Consider the following 17,635-nt stretch of genomic DNA (forward strand, 5'->3'; position numbering starts at 1 on the left):
GGGTCTATCTCTGGGTTAGTTCGTACGTCCTCTGCGGAACAGCTCCGACGAGAGGATGAGGTTCAGTTCGCCTCGGTCAGCGGGTTCGGCCGTGATTGTATTCGATCCCGCTTGGAGTTCCCCAGTGAGGTCGACCGTCTCGTCCCAGCTTGAGGTATCGTCGCCGGCGATCGTCGCCACCGAGGTCCCGTTGACCGTGATCGTGACGTCCGACGGATAATATTCTGTATTCTCAAAAGTCGTCGTCACGCCAGGCTTGAACGCCGCCTCGCTCGACGTCGTATCTTCGTTGACACCGCCGTTAGTCGTTGTACTGTCGACACCGTGGACGTGCTGGCCATCGGCCCAGTAGCCTGCCGCGACTGCAACGTCGAGCGATCCGTATTCGGATGTGAAGTTCGTCTGCGCCTCTAACGAGTAGCTATCGCCGTTCGCGTTCTCAGGGGCCTCGAGCGCCGGGAACGGGACGGGCGCCTCGGTGATCTCACGTGCACGGATGCCGTCGGAGTCTGGATAGTAGTCGTCCGACGAATCGTTCTTTAGACGGATGGAGAGGCTTCGAATCCCCATTCCGCTGGGACTATTCGTCGGTGTCAGCGCGCAGACAACCGCCACCTCGGACGTATCAACCCCGAACGAACCGCTGGTTGGGACGCTCCCGATAGTCGACCAGTTGTCGTCGAGTGTCTGTGGCGAACTGTAGCCAGCCCGGCCAGTCGCGACAACCGTCTGGTAGTCGCTGTTGTTCGAACTGGTCGTGTCGACACCGTGTGCATGGCGCCAGCTGAACGCGTGCTCGTGACCGACGCTTTCGACCGGCGACCGCCATGCGCGGCCCTGAACCGTCAGCTCGACGCGTTGCTCGTCGACGATATCGTCTGGCCACGCTGGGATCTCGAGCGTCTGGGGCGTGCCACTTTCTGCTGGATTCCACCCACTCGTGGCTTGGGATCGGTCGACAAAGCCCTGATACCCGCGGTTGAACTTCTGGAGGTCCGTGTTGCGCTTCGCGTCGCCTTGGTTCGACGATCGCGTCCGGGAGCGGTTCGACAGTGTGACCTCCTGGACGCGACCCTGCTCGTCCCAGCGCGTCGTCAGCGAGACAACGCGGAGCGAGCGGGAGACGTTCTCCTCGGGGTAGTCGACCGAGACCGAGTCGCCGAGCTCGAGGTCAACGCCGAAGACAGTCGCCTGGACCTCGATCGCCCGCGGCTCACCATCGTACTCATCGACCTGGGTCTGGGCCAGTTGCTGGAGTCGGTCCTGGTCGATGATCTCCTTGTCCTCGACGCGCCGCCAGACAGGGCGCTTGCCGGCAGAGTAGTCGGAGACGACCGCCTCTGCCATCCGCTGGTCCGGACCGTCCTGCGCACCGAGTGCGAGGACGTGCGTGACCTCCTCGCGGATGTCGAGAGTCTTGGTGAACCCGTCGCCGATGTTGCTTTCGGCGGGTCCGAGGACGACGCCGCCGCGATCACTCCCGCGCCGGTCGAGGTAGTCGACCGTCCAGTCGGGGTTGTACCGGATCTCCGCGCCGGTGGCCTTCCGCTGGTCACGGATCTGCTTGCTCCTCGAGGCGTGGCTCGCCGAGTAGGAGATCGCCGAGGCGACCGTCTCGACTGTTCCGGCCGACAGCGTGTCGACCGCCGTGATCGCGTCGGAGACGATCGTACTGTCGGCGACGTTCTGATACGTCAGGTTCGCCGGCGTCGGCTCAGCATCGTTGGCGTCGGTCTCCGGACTCGAGAGTTGGACCGAGACCGTCCCGGCCTCGCTCCGCGAGTCCTCGAAGCGACCGCCGAAGACATCGACGCCGTCGACGTCGAGGAACAGTCGGTCGTTTCGCTCGTCGAGGTCGGCCTCGACGTCGTTCCAGTCCGAGCGATATACCGTCGCTTCGGCTCGTGCCTGTTCGTCTAGATCTTCGGTCCGCGACGCCCGGATGGCGTCGAGTTCCGAGACTGTGCCGTCGGTGTGTTCGATTCGTAGTGTGAGCATCTCTAAGAATTAGCGTTCGACTGCCCGCCACCGATCCTCGTCGCGGAACTCGACCTCGGTGCCGGCCTCGGCGGCGACTTCTCCGAGTCGGTGCCGGATCGACCGGAGCTCCGCGATCAGGTCGTCAGTCCGGTCGGCCGACTGGAGCGCCTTCTCCATGTTGCTCCCAACGTCGCCGACTGCGAGCGCGTTGCCCCGTTGGACGTCGGCAGTCTGGTCCTGGGAGAGAACCATCTCTGGTGCGTGGAGCTTTGCCCAGCCGGTCTTTTCGATCATCCCGCCGGTTGAGAGGCCGTATCCGGGGCCAGTGCCATCGTCACCGGAAATGTGATCGTCGCGAGATGGGCCAGAGTTGCCCGACCGCTCATCCTCTTCGCGAGGATCGTCGAGTCCATAACCGGGGCTGGTCCCATCATTCCCCTCGAGGTGGTCGTCTCTATCTGGCCCTTCTGTCCCCGTGCCACCTGTGATGTTTTCGTCAGGGTCGTCAAGGTCGACCGTCCCGTCGTCATCGTCGTCGCTTCCACTGCTACCACCATCGCCAGGGCTTGGCCAGTCGATGTCGAGGTTTCCGTTAAACGCTTTCTTGACGATCTCAGGGGGCTCGGGCCAGTCGATATTGACCTCGAGAGCCTCGGTGATCGCATCGGAGATCGTCTGGAACGCAGACTTGACCTTCTCCTTCGCAGTGCTTTTGACCCACGTTGCCAGGCCGTTGAGCTTCGCTTTTGCATCACCGATGAGTGAGTCCTCCCCAGTTCCAGTGAGGTAGGCGATGCTGTTCTTGATGCCTTCGGTGACCGTCTCAAACGCACCCGCTATCAGGGATTTCCCCGTTTGCTTGAGCCACGAGACGGAATCGTTTATCATGTCCTTGACGATACTATTCCCGATGAGCCAGTTGTAGACTGCTAAGAATGGCGCTTTGATCGCACTGGCGATAAGACCGAGAGCGCCGTTGAGAAGGCTAACTGCGGGGCCTTTGAGCCACTCAGCGATTTCGTTAAACGTCCGTTGAAGGAACCCGGCGATCGAGTTCCAGGCCCCTCTCCAGTCTCCCGATAGGAGATCGAGGAAGACGTTGACTGCCGTCAAGAACGCATCCAGCTTGATCGTATAGAGTGTTTCAAGAGTGCCGAAAACACCCCGCAGAAGCGTGATTATATCGTTCCCAAACAGTTCCCACGCTCCTTGGATGGTGTTCAGCGTCGGCCTGATCACATATCTCCAGAGGGTGTTGAAGGCGGTCCGTGCGTTCGCGACGATCCCGTCTGGTCCCGACAGATGCTGCTGCCAGAGATCAGACGCATTGCGGATATATGGCTGGATCCCACTGTCGAACGCCACCGAAACGAAATCAGTGATGATCTCTTCGACAAGGCCGAGCGACTCTTCGACCTCTGTCTGGATCGACGAGAACGTCTCTGAGAAATCACTGTCGGCGTCAGTGAGCGGGCCAACAAGTTGGTTTTTGACTGCCTCGTCGAACGTCCCCAGAACGCCCGTGACAGCGGAGATCTCGAGCTCACTTGTCTCGCGAATCTCGCTGAACGACGTCTTGACGATGGTCTCGACAGACCCGAAGGTAGTCCGGGCCGTCCGCTCTATCTCATCTCCATGCGTTTTCCAGATGCGTCCAGTCGACCGGAGAGCGCTCTTGACACCGCTTTCGACAGCACCGGCCCTGTCGGCGGCGATACTCGAGACTTCTCCGTAGCCGCTCTCGACAGCACCCAGAACATCATCGCCGTGCGTGGTCCACAGCTCCGTCGCACCCTCGACAGCTTCGGTGACCGTGCCGTCGAGTATCTCGGCGATCGCCCCGGCGCCCTCCTGGAACGCTTCCGATCCAGTGACGAACTCGTTGATCGACTCGACAGCGCCGGTGATCAGATCGATCACGCTGGCAAGCGGCGGCAGCAGTGTGTTGAGGAGGATCGTCCCCATCTTCGTGATCGGGGGGATCGCGTTGACCACCGCAGCGCCGAACGTCTTGAGTTCCGGCGCGAGCTCACGCGTGACCTGAAGCATCCCCTCGAAGGCGCTGCCACCGTTGTCGGTGAGGTAGCCGATGAGGTTGCGCAGCGGCGGCAGTGCGTTCCGTGCGAGATCCATCATCGCCCCCGCCACCTGCGGGATGACGTCCATCGCGAGATCGCCGTACTCGACCATCGCATCCCGGAACTGGTCGACCGGCCCGATCGCCTCGAGGATCCGCTCGACGAGCGTCGGGAGCGCCTCGACGGCGTCGACGAGCAGCGGACCGAAGACGTTACCCAGCGGCTGGATCAGTTCCCTGATCTCCGTCTTCGCCTCGCCGAACGCCGTCTTGAGTTCCTCCATGTGCGTGACGGCGCCGACCGCGGCGAGGCCGCCGAAGGCAGCTGCGAGACTCCCGACCCCTGCGGCCAGCGTGCCGGCGACGGCGATCAACGGGAAGATCGTCGTCGACAGCGCTGCGAGTGCGGCCGTCGTCCCAGTGGTGACTGCGCCGAGCGTGAGGAGCGCACCCGAGAGCGTCCCAGTCGAAACCGTGAGACCGCCGAACCGGACGCCCGCGGACGTCGCTGCACGACCAGCGCTGGACATCTCGTCTTCGACCTCATCGGCTCGGCTCTGCAGGACCTGGAGTGCACTCGAGGTGTCGATCGCCTGATCTCCGAGCCGCTCCGAGCTCTGACGGGCTGTTTCGACAGACGAGACGTAGTCGGAACTGTCGGCCGTTACTTCGGCGTGTAATGGGTTAGCTGGCATAAATCTCTGAAAATAGATCCGACGTCGATCAGGCGGTCACACCGAGATCGTCGAACATCTCACGTCTGGCCTGCTGCTGGCCGCGCTGGAGATCACGCTTCCGTGACGACATCCGAGTTCCGGTGCGCTGCTGAGACTGCTGGGACTGGCGTTCGCGGACGATGTACCCCAACTGGAGACGGGCCAGTTCCTGCTGGCTGTACTGGCTGATGTCCATGAACGTCAGCCCGCACTCGGCATGCAACCACGCGTCAAAACTCGCGCGGAGCTCCGCCCGGCTCAGGCCTGATTTCCCTCGGTCGCTCCCTGGGCCGCTTCCTCGAGGGCCTCGACGAAGACGTCAGGGTCGCCGGCGTCGAACAGCGTCGCCAGCACGGCGTTGCCCAGGGCGTCAGTGACGGCCGGGCGGACGTCGTCCCAGGAGTCGGCGCCGAAGTCTTCGGGCTCGTGGACGGCGAACTCGTCGAGTAGTTCGGCGGTCAGCTCATCGGAGAGTTCCTCGGGTTCGTCCTCGAGCCGTTTCGTCCACTCGTTACGCTGGCCAGTTGTCGCGGGATAGATCTCGACCTCGTACGCCTGGTCGTGGATCTCGACCGTCTCCGTGGTGGCGAGGAGTTCGCCATCGCTATCTCGCTCGTGTGACGCTTCCGTGATCGACGGGGTAGTGTCTTGGTCAGTCATGGGTTAGTTCGCGGAGAGGCTGATCGCCGGGTCTCCGCTCGCAGAGAACGTCTCGCTGATCGATGCGACGGCCTGGTCGGCTTCGACGGTACGGCTGGCGGAATCAGTCTCCGTCGTGTTGTGGAACGTGACCGTTCCACCGGACAGTTCGTGTTCGATATTCTTCTGGACCTTCTGCAGCGCCTCCATCATCGACTTATGGCTGATGTACGGACCAGCCGCGTCGGCGTCGACGCTGGCGGCGCGGTTACCAGCGTCGAGCGCTGGTGCTCGCGTGGTCTGCAACGCCTGGGTATTGATGTTGTTCTCGACCGTCCAGGACGCCGAGTTGATCCGAGCGCGGACGGGCTCGCCGGCAGGACGTTCGAAGCGATCGCCGACGAAGAACTCGAAGCTCGAGCCGATTGCACTTGCGTGACTGCCGGCACCGAGTGCGGGAACACCACGGTCGCCGTCGACGGGTTGGTCATCATCCGAGTACTCGAGACCGCCGGTGATCTCGCAGAGCGTCGTCCCAGATCCGTCCGAGACGGTGACGTCTCCTTCGGGGTTGTCTGCCAGCCAGATTGCGTCGATGTCCTCGAAGGTCGAAGTGGTCGTGACAGCCGTGTCGCCCGTAAGCGAGATCGTTTCGGTTGTAGCGGCTCCTTCGTCCTCGATGGTGATCTCCATCGTGTCGTTCGCCGAGGTGGAGACGATATCGAGGGTCGTCCCTGCGCTCGGCTGGTGGATCTTGTACGACCGCGCCTTCCGCGCGGTCAGTGAGAGTTCCATCAGGATCGGCTGGTCCCCACTCGGATCGAGCGTGGCGGAGGCCGAGTCGACGCCAGCGCCACGGACGACGGAGTACTCGCGGACGCCAGCGCCGTCGTTGCCGCCGCCGTACTCGCGACGTCCCACACAGAGGAGCGTTCCGAGCAGTTCGTTGAAGTCGTCGCGAAGGATCCCGTACGCCGATGCATCGACTGGATTTCCGGACCCGTCGACGGGGAACTGCTGGAGATCGTAGCCGACGGTCGCCGACGGTTCCTCCGGGCCCCGGTTGTGGTCGACCGCGTCGGCAGTCCCGACGGAGTCTTGCCGAGCGACCGTCACACCGGGGTCCATTTCGAACGTCCGGATGACGTCGCTGAACAGATTGTATTCGGGATCGGTTGGTACTGCGCCGGGCGAGGGTTCCGCAACCCACTCGTAGCGCCCGGGTAGCTGGCCAGACTCGCTGGTCGTGCCGCTTTGTGATTCGCTTAGACTCATTCGTTATCTGTCTCTGTTGGGCTGATGTCGTCGTAGTGCTCCACGAGCCGCTCGCCGACCTCCTGGACGACGTTCGCCTTGCCGCCCGCCGAGAACTCGACGCCCGGCGGGTCGTAGTGGTCGTCCATGAGATCGGCGTCGTAGAGACTCCGGAGCTGCTGGTTGTCTGTCTGGATCCACATGGTTGGTCAGAAGTGAGAGGCGGTCACGGCAGCCGAGACCACGAGTAGATCACCACGCACTGCTCGATCATCACCGACGGCGTCGCATCGTAGTCGTTCGGGGCATCCGCGCCCCGGTAGCTGCCGAGTCCGTTGAACTCGGTGTCGGTGTGGGTGGCGTTCCGGAGGCAGACGTCCTCGACCTCGTTGATGAGTTCGTCAACGAGGTCCTCGGCGTCGACCGGATCGTACTGGCTGGAGTCGCCAGTGTAGCCCTCGCCGTGTGCTTCCGCACGTGCCGTGACGAGCAGCTGGCCCGACCGATCCTGTCCGGGCCCGTTCGTAGTCACGAAGTTGTAGCCCGTGCCACCGGGCGCGGTTTCGTTGGTCCGCTGGACCGTAATCGATGGGTAGGTCTCGCCGACGTCCTCGAAGGACTCGCCGATCGCGACGAACGCCTCGTTTCCAGGGTCGGCGGAGGGATCGTAGCCGACAGCGCCCGCTGGCTCCCAGTCGGGGAGCAGTGCATCGTCGATGAAGACCTGTTCGGCGCTTTCGGAGAGTCGTGTCTTTGTCATCGGTTAAACCTCCACGGCCTCGAGTTCGAGCGTGCCGTTGTGCTGGTCGACGACTGTCTGTAACTCGTACATCGTCTGGTCAGCAGCGTCCAGAATGCGAACCGGGGCGCTGGTTTCCTCACCCCAGCCGGTCCACTGCTGACCGGTGTCGTCCCGGACGCGCACGATGACGTCGATCTCCGATGTCGTCCCCGAACGGTCCCGGTCACTGTCCGCCGACGGCGAGTCGACACGGGCGTCGTACGCCGCGTTGGGGAGATCGGGGTAGGACACGCTCCAGCCGTCGCCCTGGTCATAGGAGACCGAGGGTTCGTACACCTCGATCGTCGTGTTGTGGAGCGTGCTCGAGTGGACGCGACGGAGCGCGTTCTTGACGGTGTCTCGGGTCATTCGAAGTCCTCCGGATTGAGATCGACGTTGGCCTGTGCCGCCACATCCGCCTGCCCCTTCAGTTCGCTTTCTGACCGGACAGTGGCCACGCTGGCCCGCATCGCGTTCGTATCAATCAGACCTTTTTCTTTGATGATCTGTTTTACTCGCCGCTCGAGGGCGAACGCTACCGTCTTGACGAGTTCCTTCGGGCCGTCGATCTGCGACACCGTCTTCTTCGTGTTGTCTCGAACGAACGCTGAGAGATCCTGCTCGGCCTCTGCCAACGCTGGCCGGAAGAAGGGCTTTGGATCCATCTTCGAGGTGCCGTATTCCAAGTAGACGGCATAATTCACCGCAGACCCGACGTGCCACTTCCCGCCGTCACCAGCCCACTTATCACGCTCCTCACGGAGCTGGCGCTGGTGCTCCTCGAGGCCTTTGATATCGAAATCGAAGCTGGTCATGACGAGAACACGAAGTGGTCTCCTGACTCGCCGTCTTCACCGCCGCCAAGCTGGCCAGTCGGATCGAGATCCTGCGCGCGCTGGCCGTGGGTCGTTGCGTCCAGCCCCTTGCCAGTCTTGCCGGCGAAACTCACGTTGCCGTCGCTCTCACCGGCGCTATCGACCTGCCGTTCTGGGCCGGTTGCGACACCGTGTGCGGCCAGTCGAGTCACGACCAGGTCCTTGAGCGAGTCGTCGATGGACTCGTTGCCGATCACTGCCTCGTACTCGGCCGTGGCCTCCTCGATGAACGCCTGGATGTCGCTGTCAGAGAGGTCCGTGGACTCGAGAACGCGCTTGACGTCAGATGGGTCTGGCATGGATTATGGGCCCTCCCGAGACAAGATGTCTCATCAGTTCTCGAGGTGTTCCTCGATCGCGTCAGTCGCACCGTCGCGATCCTGGCCCGAGGCCTCGGCCTCGAGCACGGCTTGGAGTTCGTCTTCCGAGAACTCCTGGTCTTCGAGTTCCGTTTCGAGTTCGGCGATCGTGTACTCGGTAGGGTCGACCGGGAGGTCGGTGGGTTCCGTCTCGGTAGATTCTGCTCCCTGACCCTCGACGGGTCCTGCGTACTCGAGGTTCACATACCGGTCGGCGAGCCGGGTTGCGACACCTTCGTCCTCGACGATCGCCGCACCACCGTCGAACGATAGCTCCCCGTCAGGGAGTTCTCCCAGCGTGAGAGTCCCGTCGTAGTCCTCGTTGTGAGTCGTCTGCACCTCATGATACACCATGAGTCAGGTCACCCCTGAACGCGGACAGCGGCCTCGCTGCGCTTGGTCGTCCAGCCGTAGGCGGCCTTGATCTTCATCTTGATGGCGTCGGCGTCGAAGTCGGTCTTCTGGTCGGTGTCGACCGGCTGCCACTCGCCCTCGAAGCCGAACTCGTCGGAGTCGACGATGATTGCGTCGTTGCCACCGATCGAGACGTTGTTCGAGAACATGAACCGGATGCCAGCGAACTCGCCGAGTTCGCCGTTCTGGACAGCCTCGTCACCGAGATCCGTCCCACGATCAGCCAAGTAGTTCACCAGCGACTCCTTGCCAGACGGGCCGACCAGCGCCATATCGGCGGTGAAGCCGTCTTCACCGCGGTTGGAGAGTTCGGTCGCGCCGGCGTTGATGTCCTGGAAGCTCAGCGTCCCGTCGCCATCGCCGACTGCGCTGCCGGTTGGTGCAGCGGCGTCGAGGACCGAGAACGCGGCCCGGTCGAGCTTCTTGGACATGTTCTTCGCGTGGCCTTCGGTGTGGTCCTGGACGAGGTCGAACACGTTGTCGTTGATGTCCTCCTCGGGGATCTTCGACCCCTTCTTGAAGATCCGTCGAGAGACCACGGGACGACCGTACTCTTCACGGTCGTAGGTGACGTCCGCGCCGGGCTCGACCTCTTCGGGCAGGCCGAGTTCCTCAGCTGGGACTGGGATCTCGTACTCTTCGCCGGCGCCGTCAGGCACCGTCTCGTCCATGAAGAACTCACGGACGACGGTCTGTGCTTCGACGCGTTCCGCAGCGACTTCGCGGACGGTCGTCGGGTCAACGATCTGATTGACGTTAGGGAGTGCCATTTGTTATCTCTGTAGAATGTTGGTAGTCAGTTACCGCTCGATCTCACACGTCGACGTGAGCGTAGCCCGACGGGATGTCCGGGATCCCGCTCGGCGCTGCGCCCTCGGCGTACATCGTCATGATGCCCTTAGCCGAGGAGCCGCTGGCGAGCTGGCCTTCGGTTCCAGACGAGCCCAGTTCGACGCCAGCGCCGACACCGGCAGCGACGTTTGCGACGACGGGACCACTGTAGGTGACCTTGACAGTGTCACCTGCCTCGTAGCCATCGCCGTTGTTGTAGCCGACGACGCCGTAGACGACCGGGTCATTCGTCCCGTCAGCCGTGACAAGTTCGCCGTTGGCGTCGAGTGCGACGGCGTCGCCAGCTGAGAGTGCCTCAGCAGCGGTGCGCGTCTCCGTGTGCTGGGCGTCGCCCTTGTGGGACTGCCCGGGGTTCAGACTCATGCTCCACCTCCAGTGATGTCCTCGAGTTCAGCACGCACACGTTCCTCCTCCTTCTCCGCGAGTGCGCCATCCTTGTCCTCGAGATCGTCGAGACGCGCCTCGAGTTCGGCCTTGCGCTCCTGGTCGGCCGCCGAGAGGTTCGCCTCGACGTCGGATCCGCCACCCGATCGGACGACCGGGGTTGATTCCCCGTCGTCGCCGAAGTCGGCCTCGTCGACCTTCTCGGACAGTTCGGCCAGCGTGTACCGTTCTGCTAGTTCGTCCTCGTCGAAGACGGTGTCCGCCTCCGCGAGCGCAGCCGCGTACTGCTCTCGGGCGGCCTCGTTCTGCTCACGAAGGTCTTCAGCCTCGTCTTCGAGTTCAGCGATCTCGTCTTCTTTCTCCTCGAGTTCGTCCTCCTTCGCTGCGAGGTCTGCTTCGAGGGACTCGATCTCTTCCTCTTTCTCGTCGACGCGCTCGAGGAGCGCCTCAACATTGGGGTTGTCGTCGTTGTTGTCGTCAGTCATAGTTGACTCTGTAGAATCGTCGCCCAGGACCTCGCCCGACGGGTCATCGGGCCCGGGCACATCCGCAGTCGCCGCCAGCACTGCACCAGCGTCGAGATCATCTGCCAGCGCCGCCATCTCCGCCTCTTCGTCATCGACCGAGAGCTTCTCCGGATCGATCGGCGGCGTCCGAAACGCATCGTTCAGCGCCCGGAGTTTCTCGTACAGCTCTTCGCGGGACGCTCTCCCACGAGGGCCGACACTGTAGGCCGCAGCGACGTTGCCCCGGCGCAGGTAGCCGTCCGAATCGACTACCGGGTACGACGAGGCCGATTTCGTGTCGCCGTCGAACAGAAAGTACTGCTCGAAGTCGTCCGTCGGGAGTTCACTCTTGTCGAGCTTCCCGTCCCGCGTTCCGCGGAACCGGACGCCGCCGGCGGACTGGTAGGAGTTGAGTGCTGCCTCGACGTCGACGTCCTCGCCGTCGATGGCCGCCTCGAGATCGCTCGCGGAGAGCGCTGCGACAGCCGGATTGCCGTCCGCCGATCCGGGCGCCGTGTAGTTCGCCTCACTGGCCCCTTTCTCGGTCGTCGCGAGACCCGTGTACTCGTAGTCCCGCATGATCGCCGCGCCCGTCTGCGTATGCTCGTCGACCTTGCTGGGGTTGCCCGCCTCGATCGAGACCTCGCGACGTCCCGAAGACAGCTCCTCGGCGATCGTCGAATCGTCAAGGCCGGCCTCGTAGACGACGCCGAGCCCCGGCTGGTACGCCGACCGGAGGACTTCACCGACCTCTTCGCGCTCCCCGTCACCGTGGACCTTGTAGACGGTCTGGCCCTCGAGGGAGGGTGCCGCTTTCTTGAGTTCGCGGGCTGGCCAGTACTTCGAGCCGTTGAGACCGCGGGTGAGCTCGTCCTCTCCGTGTGCGACGCCGTGAACGATGTGGTCGTACTCTTCGTCATCACTATCAGCGAGGTGGGCGATTCGACTCGGGGTGGTTGCTGTCGTAGACATGTTATGTGATCACCGGTTGGATGGTACAACGGCAGTTGGGGTGGGCCGGCGGACGGATCGGGTACTCGCCAGCAAGGTAGTCCGGGTCATCCGAGCCGGGCTCGAACTCGAAGGTCCCCGACCGCATCTCGTCGATCGTGTACTCGCGACCGTCGAGACTCGAGCAGATCGGACAGACATCATCGTCACCAGCGTCTGCCCACTCGCCGTGGCGAACCGTATCTGCACCAGCACGCTCGTACCGGTCGAGCGTTGCCTCCGTGTGCGAGTTGATGACCTCGGTTCGGGCGAGTGTGTTTAGCCGAGACCGGGTCTCCGACTCGAGTTTCTCATCGAGACGCCGCGCCATCGTGCGCGGGTTCTCGCCCGCTTCAAGGCCATCGGCGAGCTCCTCGCGCACCGTTTGCGCCATCTCATCCGTGATGTCCTCGAGGTTCGAGAACGCCCGCCGGTAGAGATCGCGGAGTTGGCGCTGCGGAACGGGCAGTTGGATGATCGCTTCGATCTCCTGAGCGTCGACGTCCGCACCCTCCTGTTGGAGGCGACCGGTGGCCTGCTGCCACGCCCGCAGATAGCCCGACCGCAGGAACTCGCCCGTCCAGTGTTCACCAGCCTTGATCTCTTCGAGCGGAACGGGATCCAGAACCTCGTCCTCGAGGACGGTCCGGAACCACTCCACGAACCGGTCAGTGAGCTCGTCTGGAGAGACTCGCGGGAAGTTCTCGCGTTCCTCCGCGAGCTCACCTTCGTCTTGGCGTTCGGCGAGGTGAAGTGCATCGTTCTCCGCGACGGTCGCCTCAACGAGATCCCGGACAGTCGCCGACCGGTCTTGGACAGCCTCGAGGAACTGTTCCTCGATATCCTCGACCCCCGACGGCTGTGCGAGCTGTGCTGTCGACGCCGGCTGACTGCAGCACGCCGCCAGTCCCGTCGGGTTCGGTGTGGCACTCATGTGTTCTCCCCGTCGCCGTTGTCCTGGTCATCAACGACGTCGACGAACGTCTCCCGAACGCGGGGATCTGCCTCGTCCAGCGCTGCCATCTCTGCTTCCGTCCCGTCCCCAAGGATCTCGTCGGCGTCCATGTCCAGCAGCGTCCCAACGATCTTGCGCTGCGGGAGGATCACATCGGCCCCGCCCCTCGTCCCCGCTGCTTCCGAGAGGCCCGTCATGAGCGTCTTGAACGCCTCGGGGTCGAACTCCTCATCGCGGAGTGGCGACGATGTTTCCTCCGGCCGGAGCCGGAGCTTCGGCGTGACGTCGAGTTCTTTGTCAGCGTGGGCGTCGCCGAGGAGGAACTCCTTAGCCTTCAGCCGGAGCACCGTCTCGAAATCCGACTCGAGCCGCCGACGCTCGCGTTTGACATCCTCGCAGTAGTCGGCCCGCTGCTCGGTCGTGATGTCGCGGTTGATGTCGCCTGCAAACCCGACACGGTAGAGTGGCGTCGGCATGGCTGCCAGCACGAACTCGATTTCCTGCTGGATCGTGCTGACCGCGTCGGGGACTGAGCCCTCGATCTCCTTGATCTCGACCGGGACGTTCGTCCCCGAGACGGTCTCAGGGCTGTTGATGTCGAGATCGTTGCGGAGCTTCTTGGCGACCTCTTCGTCGTTCGTCTCGACCTTCGCGATGATGTTCGCGAACGCCGTGTTGAGGATCGCCTGATCGATGTGCTCGAGCTTGTTGTAGACGGCCTGGGCCCGATCGACCACAGGAGCGGAATCGGGACGACCGAACAGCTCGCCCGTATCAGCGTCGTACGGTGATACCGTGACGTCGTCAAGTGCGAACGGGATCTCGTCACGCTCATCGGTGCCGTAGACGTCGTCGAACTGGGCGAGTGCAGCCGTCTTGCCAGCTGGCGTCTTCGGTGCGGTCTCTCGCCCATGGTCAGAGAGGTCCTGGACGGCGACGGACTCGAACTCGTTCGGGTTATCGTCGGGCCGGAGGACGATCCCCTTCCCCTCCCGGGTGTAGGCCGTCATCGTCTCAGCCTTGATCGGACGGAGTGCGAGGATACGGTCCCGCTTCCGAGGGTCGTCGTACGCGTGCTCGACGACGGCCGTCCCGCGGCGACCACGGCGGTCCTTGATCACGGCCTCGAGCAGATCAGAGATGTCGGCATCGAAGTCCCAGCCGTCGACGTAGCAGTTGGCGAGCCACATCTCCAGCGCTGCATCGAGATCCTCCCCACGGTAGGCTTCGTTCGGGTAGTCCGAGGAGACCGTCGGGACGTCCACGTTGTCTGACTCCGTGTCGATCACGACCGAGGCGCCGGGTTCGGTGACGTCGCTCGCGAAGTTCTGGATCGGGACCCGAATCAGCGGGTTCTCGCGGTAGGCGTCCCGCCACTTCTTGATCTCTTCTCGGTCGGGCTCGTCACTGTGCTCGCGCCGTCCGATGACGATCGGCCGTTCGTCTCGAGCCTGAGGGCTCGGATCGCCGTCCTGTGATGGCGCGAGGAGTGCCCGCGCCGCAGCGCCGAACCGTTCTCGAACCGTCGTTGATGTGTCTTCTATCATATGTGTTAGAACACCACCGCGTTATCCGCTGAGAACTCGTCCGGGGTGCATTCGGCCGCCCACGCTGCCATCATCGCACCGTCGAGCAGGTCCGGCGATCGGCCGAGTCGCTCCTTGACAGCGTCCTTTGAGTTGACCGTCACGACCTCGGCGCCGTTCTCGCCACGGCTGCCGAGTGTGCGAGTATCGAACTCGATGCTCCGAGCGCCGGCAACCAGCTCCTCGCGAAGATCACCGTCACTGTACGCGAGCTCGTCGGGAAGCTTCCGACCAACCGCAGCGAGCGCCTCCGCCCGTTGGGACTTGTAGTTGATCAACCCGTACGGATTGTCGTCCTCAGTCCCGTCCGTCAGCGGTTTCTTGTCGGAACCGAAGCGGTAGAGGTTCGGGAGACGATCGTCGAGATAGTCGGCCAACCCGGACCCCTCACCGACGGCGTCAATGGCAACTGCGTGGTGACGGTCGCCACCGAGGCGAGAGTCGGCCATGAGCTCATCTTCCTGCGTCGGGTAGTCCGTGCCTCGAGAGGTGTAGCGAACTGTCCAGTTCCCAGTTGACCAGAGCGTGATGAGGACAGTGCGATCGCCCGACCGGGCCACGTCGATCCCGCTGCCAAGTGGATACCCGCGACCGGCGGTGATCGCCGTGTCGTAGGCCTCTTTCGCATCGGCTGCATCGTAGGGACGATGCTTGCTGGCGGTATCTGGTGGCATGACGCCAGCACGCCGGCGATACCAGCGCGTGTCGAGATCGTCGCGACGCTCGTGTGCAGTACGGGCCTTCTCGAGGCCGGGCCAGTCCTCGCCGTTGAAGCTCTTCCAGTCGTCCTGGATCTTCCCGAGCGTCGCGAGACCGTCGATCATTGGGCCGTCGACGGCGCCGGTCTCGACCTGGACGTTGTGGCTCTCGAACGAGGAGAGCTGAACAGTCTTCCACGTTGGATCGTCCATCAGATCCGAGGTGATGTTCGTCTCGTCGACGGGCGGGTTCGAGATCGCGATGAGTCGGTCCCGATCGTCCGTGACCAGGCTCGTCATCGCGTCGATGACGTCCCCATCGATCGCCTTCTTGTCGGCCTCCTCGATGATCCCAAGCGTGTACGCAGTGTGGACACCCTCGAGCTCGCCAGCGTCCTCCGGGCTGGCGGCCTCGAAGTAGTGCTCGGGCTCGCCATCGATCTCGATTCGTGGGGGTTGCTGTTTGTACTCCCCAGGGAGGCCAACGCCCTGCAGCGCGTTGTCGTGGAGCGCCTCGATCGGCTTGCAGAACGTCCGCTTGAGCTTCGCGTACGTTCCACTGGTACCGAACGCGATGGCAGGGTACTTCGTGAGCAGCCAGATGTTGACGATCGCCGCGAGGATGTAGGACTTCCCGAGACCGTTTGCGGTAACGACGACGACCTTCTCGTTGTTGACGAGCGTCCGGCAGATGCGTTGCTGGGCCCTGGTCACGGTGACGCCGAGGTAGTCCTCGATCGCATCCTCGAGCCACGTCTCGTCGCCACGCTGGGCACGGCGAGCATAGTGCTCGGGTGGCTGTACCGACGGTCTACTGGCGTCGGGACTGGATAGTGTACTACTCATCGTCCTCACCGTAGGCAGATTTCAAACTCTCGAGAAGCGCACCCTCGAGGTCGGTGTTCAGGTTGATGTCGGTCTCGTAGATGCCGAGGACATCCGCCTTCTCGCGGAGGTGCTCCGCTGCTTCCTGACGAGCGTAACTCCGGCCGACGCGATCGGGCTGATCACGCCGGAGACCGACGACTGCTTTCCGGTACTCGGGTCGGCGACCGCGCTCGGCGCCGGCGGGGTACGTCTCCCCCGGCTCGATGTGCCGGATGTCGTCGGTGAACGCGATCGGGACATCACGTTCACTTGCCCACTCGGGCCGCCGATCGTCGTCAGTCGGGATCTGCTCCCAGTCGGAGACACGGAGCTCGTCATCGCCCTCGTAGACCTCCATCTTCGGGACCATCGCGATGACCGGCTCGTCGTCGACGGCGAGTTCGTCGTGATCCTCGAGGGCCTGCTGGTACAGTTCCTCGAAGCGCTCGGCCGCTTGGAGCCGGACGTTCGCGTTCCGTTCCTCAATCGCCTGGATGACCTCCTCCTTTGGCTTCTCGTTGAGGTAGTCCCTGATCGTCGAGAGAGTGTAGTCACCGATCCCCTCGCGTTCGAAGCGGTCTCGAATCTCGTTTGGAGAGAGGTTGTCGAGATAGTGCCACTTGAGGGCGAGGTTCACACGGCGGTCACGGTTGGACATGAGGGTAAGAGTGTCGCGCAGCGTCGCGGTGGGACTTATACTTTAAGTACGAATTGCGGTGCCCGGACCGCTGCTCAGATCGGTTGGTGATTATGTGTCAGTTCCTCGAGTTAGACGTCTCGGGAACACAGTACTGGAGGAGGAATTCAGGCATGGTCAGTCGGCCTCCTGTGGATCCTCGTCGACGACGTCCTGAGCGGCCTCGCCGATCTCCTCGACACTGCGTTGGATGTCGTCGGCGAAGATCCAGACGAGTGTGACGCTCAGAGAATACGCTGCCCAGGACAGCGTCGGGCCGCCGGCGACAACCGTTTCGACAGTCTTGGTCAGGCCGAGCAGCGGGAGCGTCGGGCTCGAGGCGAGTTGCGTCGTCAGGCGCTTTACGCGCTGGCGAGTCTGTCCGCCGATCGAGAGCATGGTTACTCCTTGCCGTCGCGCCGGCTGCGCATCTCTTCGAATTCGACGAAGTCCTCGCGGACCAGCCACCACTCAACGACCTTCGGGCCGCTGATGATGACTGCCGCGATTAGAAGTGCGAGGACAGGTTCGGCACCTTCGGCGATCGCGTATCCTGCGAGGGCGAGAGCCCCTAAGGAGACGACCTGATCGAGTACTCTCCACATTTTTACTGAAATCCCCCAGGCCGCTCGGCAGGCGTGATCGACCTTCCGGTTGTGTTCTCGAAGCGATTCCCTGTATCGTGACTCAGACTTTTGCGTAGACATGACATCTCTCATCGGAGTTTCTCGAAGGCGACGATCGCCACGCCGACGCCGACGAACCACCAGGGCTCGCGGCGGATCGTTCTCCGGGCGATCGGCGACCAGATCAGCGCCAGTCCGAAGGCAGCCCCGAGGATCGCGCCGTGGGCCTCGTTGATCGTGACGTCGTCGAGCAGCGGCAGTCGAACGAGTGTCCGGTCACCGGCTCGGAGGCGGTCCTCGAGGGTTGCTGGCTGCATAGTGTGGAAAAGACGTCCGTGATCGGAGTCGAACCGATCCCGCACTCGAGTGGTGTGTCAATCGTATCCTGCCGTGTACCCCC

Annotated in this window: 21 protein-coding genes; all 21 read right to left on the reverse strand. The window is 63.1% G+C overall.

From position 1 onward, the window contains the following. Window positions 1-15: 15 nt before the first annotated feature. The 21 genes from LDH66_RS00660 to LDH66_RS00760 all read right to left on the reverse strand — a co-directional run bounded on the left by LDH66_RS00660 (window position 16) and on the right by LDH66_RS00760 (window position 17,552). Entirely contained in the window at window positions 16-1,998 is a 1,983-nt protein-coding gene (locus tag LDH66_RS00660) for a phage tail protein (RefSeq protein WP_226479157.1), read from the reverse strand. Between the two features lie 9 nt (window positions 1,999-2,007). After that, on the reverse strand, window positions 2,008-4,587 hold the full coding sequence (locus LDH66_RS00665; RefSeq protein WP_226479158.1) for a phage tail family protein: 2,580 nt from the start codon (window positions 4,585-4,587) through the stop codon (window positions 2,008-2,010). Window positions 4,588-4,780: 193 nt separating this feature from the next. Next, entirely contained in the window at window positions 4,781-4,969 is a 189-nt protein-coding gene (locus LDH66_RS00670) for a hypothetical protein (protein ID WP_226479159.1), read from the reverse strand. 62 nt (window positions 4,970-5,031) lie between these two features. Further along, the gene (locus LDH66_RS00675; protein WP_226479160.1) at window positions 5,032-5,433 is read right to left on the reverse strand and encodes a hypothetical protein; all 402 of its coding nucleotides are present in this window, start codon (window positions 5,431-5,433) and stop codon (window positions 5,032-5,034) included. Window positions 5,434-5,436: 3 nt separating this feature from the next. Beyond that, window positions 5,437-6,687 (reverse strand): hypothetical protein, encoded by a 1,251-nt coding sequence (locus LDH66_RS00680; protein ID WP_226479161.1) that lies wholly within the window; start codon window positions 6,685-6,687, stop codon window positions 5,437-5,439. Next, entirely contained in the window at window positions 6,684-6,869 is a 186-nt protein-coding gene (locus tag LDH66_RS00685) for a hypothetical protein (RefSeq protein WP_226479162.1), read from the reverse strand. Before LDH66_RS00685 ends, LDH66_RS00680 begins: the two co-directional genes overlap by 4 nt. A gap of 23 nt (window positions 6,870-6,892) precedes the next feature. Further along, on the reverse strand, window positions 6,893-7,426 hold the full coding sequence (locus LDH66_RS00690) for a hypothetical protein (protein ID WP_226479163.1): 534 nt from the start codon (window positions 7,424-7,426) through the stop codon (window positions 6,893-6,895). A 3-nt stretch (window positions 7,427-7,429) separates the two neighbouring features. Then, window positions 7,430-7,816: a hypothetical protein gene (locus tag LDH66_RS00695; protein WP_226479164.1), complete on the reverse strand. Its 387-nt coding sequence runs from the start codon at window positions 7,814-7,816 to the stop codon at window positions 7,430-7,432. Beyond that, window positions 7,813-8,262 (reverse strand): HK97-gp10 family putative phage morphogenesis protein, encoded by a 450-nt coding sequence (locus tag LDH66_RS00700; RefSeq protein WP_226479165.1) that lies wholly within the window; start codon window positions 8,260-8,262, stop codon window positions 7,813-7,815. Before LDH66_RS00700 ends, LDH66_RS00695 begins: the two co-directional genes overlap by 4 nt. Further along, the gene (locus LDH66_RS00705) at window positions 8,259-8,621 is read right to left on the reverse strand and encodes a DUF4054 domain-containing protein (RefSeq protein ID WP_226479166.1); all 363 of its coding nucleotides are present in this window, start codon (window positions 8,619-8,621) and stop codon (window positions 8,259-8,261) included. Before LDH66_RS00705 ends, LDH66_RS00700 begins: the two co-directional genes overlap by 4 nt. Window positions 8,622-8,654: 33 nt before the next feature. Beyond that, window positions 8,655-9,035 carry a hypothetical protein gene (locus LDH66_RS00710; protein WP_226479167.1) on the reverse strand — a complete coding sequence of 127 codons (381 nt, stop codon included), beginning with the start codon at window positions 9,033-9,035 and terminating at the stop codon, window positions 8,655-8,657. A gap of 8 nt (window positions 9,036-9,043) precedes the next feature. Continuing rightward, on the reverse strand, window positions 9,044-9,865 hold the full coding sequence (locus LDH66_RS00715) for a phage major capsid protein (protein WP_226479168.1): 822 nt from the start codon (window positions 9,863-9,865) through the stop codon (window positions 9,044-9,046). Between the two features lie 43 nt (window positions 9,866-9,908). Next, window positions 9,909-10,310 carry a hypothetical protein gene (locus LDH66_RS00720; protein ID WP_226479169.1) on the reverse strand — a complete coding sequence of 134 codons (402 nt, stop codon included), beginning with the start codon at window positions 10,308-10,310 and terminating at the stop codon, window positions 9,909-9,911. Continuing rightward, window positions 10,307-11,809: a hypothetical protein gene (locus tag LDH66_RS00725; protein ID WP_226479170.1), complete on the reverse strand. Its 1,503-nt coding sequence runs from the start codon at window positions 11,807-11,809 to the stop codon at window positions 10,307-10,309. The genes LDH66_RS00720 and LDH66_RS00725 overlap by 4 nt, the downstream gene beginning before the upstream one ends. A 1-nt stretch (window position 11,810) precedes the next feature. After that, complete coding sequence (locus LDH66_RS00730) at window positions 11,811-12,761, reverse strand: phage head morphogenesis protein (protein WP_226479171.1); 951 nt, start codon at window positions 12,759-12,761, stop codon at window positions 11,811-11,813. After that, window positions 12,758-14,329: a hypothetical protein gene (locus LDH66_RS00735; protein WP_226479172.1), complete on the reverse strand. Its 1,572-nt coding sequence runs from the start codon at window positions 14,327-14,329 to the stop codon at window positions 12,758-12,760. Before LDH66_RS00735 ends, LDH66_RS00730 begins: the two co-directional genes overlap by 4 nt. 5 nt (window positions 14,330-14,334) lie before the next feature. Then, window positions 14,335-15,912 (reverse strand): hypothetical protein, encoded by a 1,578-nt coding sequence (locus LDH66_RS00740; RefSeq protein WP_226479173.1) that lies wholly within the window; start codon window positions 15,910-15,912, stop codon window positions 14,335-14,337. Then, window positions 15,905-16,570: a hypothetical protein gene (locus LDH66_RS00745; protein WP_226479174.1), complete on the reverse strand. Its 666-nt coding sequence runs from the start codon at window positions 16,568-16,570 to the stop codon at window positions 15,905-15,907. Before LDH66_RS00745 ends, LDH66_RS00740 begins: the two co-directional genes overlap by 8 nt. 177 nt (window positions 16,571-16,747) lie before the next feature. Continuing rightward, the gene (locus tag LDH66_RS00750) at window positions 16,748-17,008 is read right to left on the reverse strand and encodes a hypothetical protein (RefSeq protein WP_226479175.1); all 261 of its coding nucleotides are present in this window, start codon (window positions 17,006-17,008) and stop codon (window positions 16,748-16,750) included. Between the two features lie 2 nt (window positions 17,009-17,010). Next, entirely contained in the window at window positions 17,011-17,328 is a 318-nt protein-coding gene (locus LDH66_RS00755) for a hypothetical protein (RefSeq protein WP_226479176.1), read from the reverse strand. Further along, a complete protein-coding gene (locus LDH66_RS00760; protein ID WP_226479177.1) occupies window positions 17,325-17,552 on the reverse strand; it encodes a hypothetical protein in 228 nt (75 codons plus the stop codon). The genes LDH66_RS00755 and LDH66_RS00760 overlap by 4 nt, the downstream gene beginning before the upstream one ends. Between the last annotated feature and the right edge of the window lie 83 nt (window positions 17,553-17,635).

The organism is Natrinema amylolyticum, from assembly GCF_020515625.1.
Classification (GTDB): Archaea; Halobacteriota; Halobacteria; order Halobacteriales; family Natrialbaceae; genus Natrinema; species Natrinema amylolyticum.

Bases quoted from the DNA above. Each gene is read 5' to 3' on its own strand.
- LDH66_RS00660 (WP_226479157.1), bottom strand. From the start codon at position 1,998: ATGCTCACACTACGAATCGAACACACCGACGGCACAGTCTCGGAACTC.
- LDH66_RS00665 (WP_226479158.1), bottom strand. From the start codon at position 4,587: ATGTCCAGCGCTGGTCGTGCAGCGACGTCCGCGGGCGTCCGGTTCGGC.
- LDH66_RS00670 (WP_226479159.1), bottom strand. From the start codon at position 4,969: ATGGACATCAGCCAGTACAGCCAGCAGGAACTGGCCCGTCTCCAGTTG.
- LDH66_RS00675 (WP_226479160.1), bottom strand. From the start codon at position 5,433: ATGACTGACCAAGACACTACCCCGTCGATCACGGAAGCGTCACACGAG.
- LDH66_RS00680 (WP_226479161.1), bottom strand. From the start codon at position 6,687: ATGAGTCTAAGCGAATCACAAAGCGGCACGACCAGCGAGTCTGGCCAG.
- LDH66_RS00685 (WP_226479162.1), bottom strand. From the start codon at position 6,869: ATGTGGATCCAGACAGACAACCAGCAGCTCCGGAGTCTCTACGACGCC.
- LDH66_RS00690 (WP_226479163.1), bottom strand. From the start codon at position 7,426: ATGACAAAGACACGACTCTCCGAAAGCGCCGAACAGGTCTTCATCGAC.
- LDH66_RS00695 (WP_226479164.1), bottom strand. From the start codon at position 7,816: ATGACCCGAGACACCGTCAAGAACGCGCTCCGTCGCGTCCACTCGAGC.
- LDH66_RS00700 (WP_226479165.1), bottom strand. From the start codon at position 8,262: ATGACCAGCTTCGATTTCGATATCAAAGGCCTCGAGGAGCACCAGCGC.
- LDH66_RS00705 (WP_226479166.1), bottom strand. From the start codon at position 8,621: ATGCCAGACCCATCTGACGTCAAGCGCGTTCTCGAGTCCACGGACCTC.
- LDH66_RS00710 (WP_226479167.1), bottom strand. From the start codon at position 9,035: ATGGTGTATCATGAGGTGCAGACGACTCACAACGAGGACTACGACGGG.
- LDH66_RS00715 (WP_226479168.1), bottom strand. From the start codon at position 9,865: ATGGCACTCCCTAACGTCAATCAGATCGTTGACCCGACGACCGTCCGC.
- LDH66_RS00720 (WP_226479169.1), bottom strand. From the start codon at position 10,310: ATGAGTCTGAACCCCGGGCAGTCCCACAAGGGCGACGCCCAGCACACG.
- LDH66_RS00725 (WP_226479170.1), bottom strand. From the start codon at position 11,809: ATGTCTACGACAGCAACCACCCCGAGTCGAATCGCCCACCTCGCTGAT.
- LDH66_RS00730 (WP_226479171.1), bottom strand. From the start codon at position 12,761: ATGAGTGCCACACCGAACCCGACGGGACTGGCGGCGTGCTGCAGTCAG.
- LDH66_RS00735 (WP_226479172.1), bottom strand. From the start codon at position 14,329: ATGATAGAAGACACATCAACGACGGTTCGAGAACGGTTCGGCGCTGCG.
- LDH66_RS00740 (WP_226479173.1), bottom strand. From the start codon at position 15,912: ATGAGTAGTACACTATCCAGTCCCGACGCCAGTAGACCGTCGGTACAG.
- LDH66_RS00750 (WP_226479175.1), bottom strand. From the start codon at position 17,008: ATGCTCTCGATCGGCGGACAGACTCGCCAGCGCGTAAAGCGCCTGACG.
- LDH66_RS00755 (WP_226479176.1), bottom strand. From the start codon at position 17,328: ATGAGAGATGTCATGTCTACGCAAAAGTCTGAGTCACGATACAGGGAA.
- LDH66_RS00760 (WP_226479177.1), bottom strand. From the start codon at position 17,552: ATGCAGCCAGCAACCCTCGAGGACCGCCTCCGAGCCGGTGACCGGACA.